The sequence below is a fragment of the Variovorax sp. CAN15 genome, assembly GCF_030462475.1.
Lineage (GTDB): Bacteria > Pseudomonadota > Gammaproteobacteria > Burkholderiales > Burkholderiaceae_C > Variovorax.
Map to the genome: position 1 here is coordinate 1 of NZ_JASMRZ010000160.1, position 3,482 is coordinate 3,482.

The window sequence follows — 3,482 nt, forward strand, 5'->3', positions numbered from 1 at the left end:
AACACCAATGGTTTGATCAGGCAGTACCTGCCCAAGGGAACGGACTTGAGCGTTCACTCTCAGCGCCATCTCGATCACATCGCCTGGAGCCTGAACACCCGCCCACGCAAGACCTTGGGGTTCCGTACTCCGGCACAAGTCCTCTTCGAAGACTGTTTCAACCAGAATGTCGATATCCAACCTATCGTTGCACTTGGGATTTGAGACCGCCCTTACTTTCTTTTGGCGAAGCAAAAGAAAGTGAGTCGGCCGCCGGGCCGAGACCCGGCCTCCGCCCTCCGCAAGGAGAGCAACGATGAACCTATCCCTACCGTTCGTCCGCCGCCCCATAGGCACAGTCCTCCTGACCATCGGAGTAGCCCTGGCCGGCATAGCCGCCTTCTTCGTCCTCCCAGTCTCCCCACTCCCCCAGGTGGACTACCCAGTCATCTCCGTAAGAGCCTCGATCCCCGGAGCCAGCCCCGAAACGATGGCCACCAGCGTGGCAACCCCGCTGGAACGCCATCTGGGAACCATCGCAGGCGTCAACGAAATGACGTCCACCAGTTCGGTAGGCTCCACCCGCGTCACGCTGCAATTCGACCTCAGCCGCAACATCGACGGCGCCGCCCGCGAGGTGCAGGCCGCGATCAACGCCAGCCGCATCGACCTCCCGGCCACGCTGCGCAGCAACCCGACCTACCGCAAGGCCAACCCGGCGGCGTCGCCGGTGATCATCCTGGCGCTCACGTCGAAGACCAAGACGCCGGGCCAGATCTACGACGCGGTGTCGAACATCGTCAGCCAGCGCCTGTCGCAGGTGGACGGCGTGGGCGACGTGGAGATCGGCGGGGGCTCGCTGCCCGCGGTGCGCATCGAGCTGCTGCCGTTCGCGCTGAACCGCTACGGCATCAGCACCGAGGACGTGCGCGCCGCGATCCAGGCCTCGAACGCCAACCGGCCCAAGGGCATGGTGCAGGGCGACGGGCGCAAGCTGCAGATCTACACGCAGACTCCGGCGCTGCGCGCGAGCGACTACGCGCCGATGGTGATCGCCTGGCGCAACGGCGCGGCGGTGCGGCTGCAGGACGTGGCGGAGGTGGTCGACGGCGTGGAGGACACGCGCACGCTGGGCCTGTTCAACGGCGAGCCGGCGATCATCGTGCTGATCACGCGGCAGCCTTCGGCCAACATCATCGAGACGGTCGACAGCGTGCGTGCGCTGCTGCCGGAGCTGCAGGCGCAGCTGCCGCCCGACGTGACGCTGCAGGTGGCGTCGGACAGCACCAACTCCATCCGCGGGTCGCTGCGCGAGGTGGAGCTCACGCTGGTCATTTCCGTCATCCTGGTGGTGCTGGTGGTGAGCCTGTTCCTGCGCAGCGTGCGCGCGACGATCGTGCCTGCCGTGGCGACGGTGGCGGCGCTGCTGGGCACCTTCGGGGTGATGTACCTGCTGGGCTTCAGCCTCAACAACCTGAGCCTGATGGCGCTCACGGTGGCCACCGGCTTCGTGGTGGACGACGCCATCGTGGTGCTCGAGAACACCAGCCGGCACATCGAGTCGGGCATGACGCGCATGAAGGCGGCGTTGCTGGGCGCGAAGGAGGTGGGCTTCACGGTGCTGTCGATCAGCGTGTCGCTGGTGGCGGTGTTCATTCCGCTGCTGTTCATGGGCGGGCAGGTGGGGCGGCTGTTCCGCGAGTTCGCGGTCACGCTGTCGGCGGCGGTGCTGATCTCGCTGGTGATTTCGCTGACCACCACGCCGATGATGTGCGCCTGGATGCTCAAGCCCGGCGGCGAGCACGACCGGAAAAAGCCGCAGGGCAGGCTTGGCCGCATCGCCGCGCGCAGCTACGACTGGATGCTCAAGCGCTACGAGAGCAGCCTCGATTGGGCACTCGACAGCAAGGCGCTGGTGATGGTGATCCTGTTGGCGGTGATCGGGCTCAACGTGTATCTCTTCAGCGCCGCGCCCAAGGGCTTCTTCCCGCAGCAGGACAGCGGCCAGCTCAACGGCGGGCTGCGCGCCGACCAGAGCATCTCGTCGCAGGCGCTGGCGGCCAAGCTGCGGCAGGTGGTCGACATCATCCACAAGGACGAGGCTGTCGACACCGTGGTGGGCTTCACCGGCGCGGGCCGGGCAGGGGGCGGCTTCATGTTCGTCAACCTGAAGCCGGCGAACCAGCGCAAGGACAGCGGCCTGGCGGTGATCGCGCGGCTGCGCCCGCAGCTCAACCAGGTGACCGGCCTGCGCGTGTTCCTGGGCACGGTGCAGGACGTGCGCTCGGGCGGCCGCGCCAGCAACTCGACCTACCAATACACGCTCAAGAGCGACAACGTGGCCGACCTGCGCACCTGGGCCGTGAAGCTGGCCGAMGAGCTGAAGCTGCAGCCGGTGCTGACGGACATCGACACCGACCAGGACCAGAACGGCGTGGAAACCGTGGCCAAGGTCGACCCCGACAGCGCGCGCCGGCTGGGCCTGACTTCCACTGCCATCGACAACGCGCTCTACAACGCATTCGGCCAGCGGCAGGTCGCGACCATCTACACCGAGCTGAACCAGTACCACGTGGTGATGGAGTGGGCGCCGCGCTACACGCGCAGCCCGAACTCGCTGGCCGACGTGTACGTGCCGGCCACCAGGACGTCGGTGGTGGGCGGCCAGACCGTGACCACGCAGGTGGCGGCGAGTTCGGCCCCGACCTCGACCTTGAAGTCGTCTTCATCTTCCTCTGCATCGTCGGCGTCTTCGGCTTCCTCGTCCGCCACGGCCGCCGTGCCGGTGTCGGCCAACGCGGCGCTGCGCAACGCATCGACGGGCAACGTGCTGAGCAACACGGCCACGGCGCTCGTGCCGCTGTCGGCCGTCGCCAAGTTCGAGGAGCAGTCGGTGGCCACCTCGGTAAGCCACGAAGACGGCGAGCTGGCCACGACCATCTCGTTCAACCTCGCCGAAGGCGCCAACCTGGGCGACGCGCGAGAGGCCATCGCGAAGGCAGAGGCCAACATCGCCATGCCGACCAACGTGCGCGGCGCGTTCGCGGGCACGGCGGCGAGCGCGCAGCAGTCGCAGGGCCAGCAGGCAATGCTGATCCTGGCGGCGCTGATCGTGATCTACATCGTGCTGGGCATCCTGTACGAGAGCCTGGTGCACCCGATCACGGTGCTGTCGACGCTGCCTTCGGCCGGCGTGGGCGCGGTGCTGGCGCTCCTGATGTTCCGCATGGAGTTTTCCATCATCGCGCTGATCGGCGTGTTCCTGCTGATCGGCATCGTGAAGAAGAACGCCATCCTGATCATCGACTTCGCGCTGGAGGCCGAGCGCTCGCGCGGGCTCACGCCGCTGGAGGCAGTGCGCGAGGCCTGCCTGCTGCGCTTCCGCCCGATCCTGATGACCACCATGGCGGCCGCGCTCGGCGCGCTGCCGCTGGCCATCGGCTTCGGCGAGGGCGCCGAGCTGCGCCGGCCGCTGGGCGTGGCCATCATCGGCGGGCTGATCG

Annotated in this window: 2 protein-coding genes; both read left to right on the forward strand. The window is 67.3% G+C overall.

Going from position 1 to position 3,482, the window contains the following annotated elements; all coding sequences use genetic code 11:
* Positions 1 to 204 (forward strand): transposase (locus tag QMO14_RS32935; protein ID WP_367618192.1); only part of this gene is annotated, 204 nt, incomplete at its 5' end.
* A gap of 91 nt (positions 205 to 295) precedes the next feature.
* Positions 296 to 3,482 (forward strand): efflux RND transporter permease subunit (locus tag QMO14_RS32940; RefSeq protein ID WP_301512327.1); only part of this gene is annotated, 3,187 nt, incomplete at its 3' end.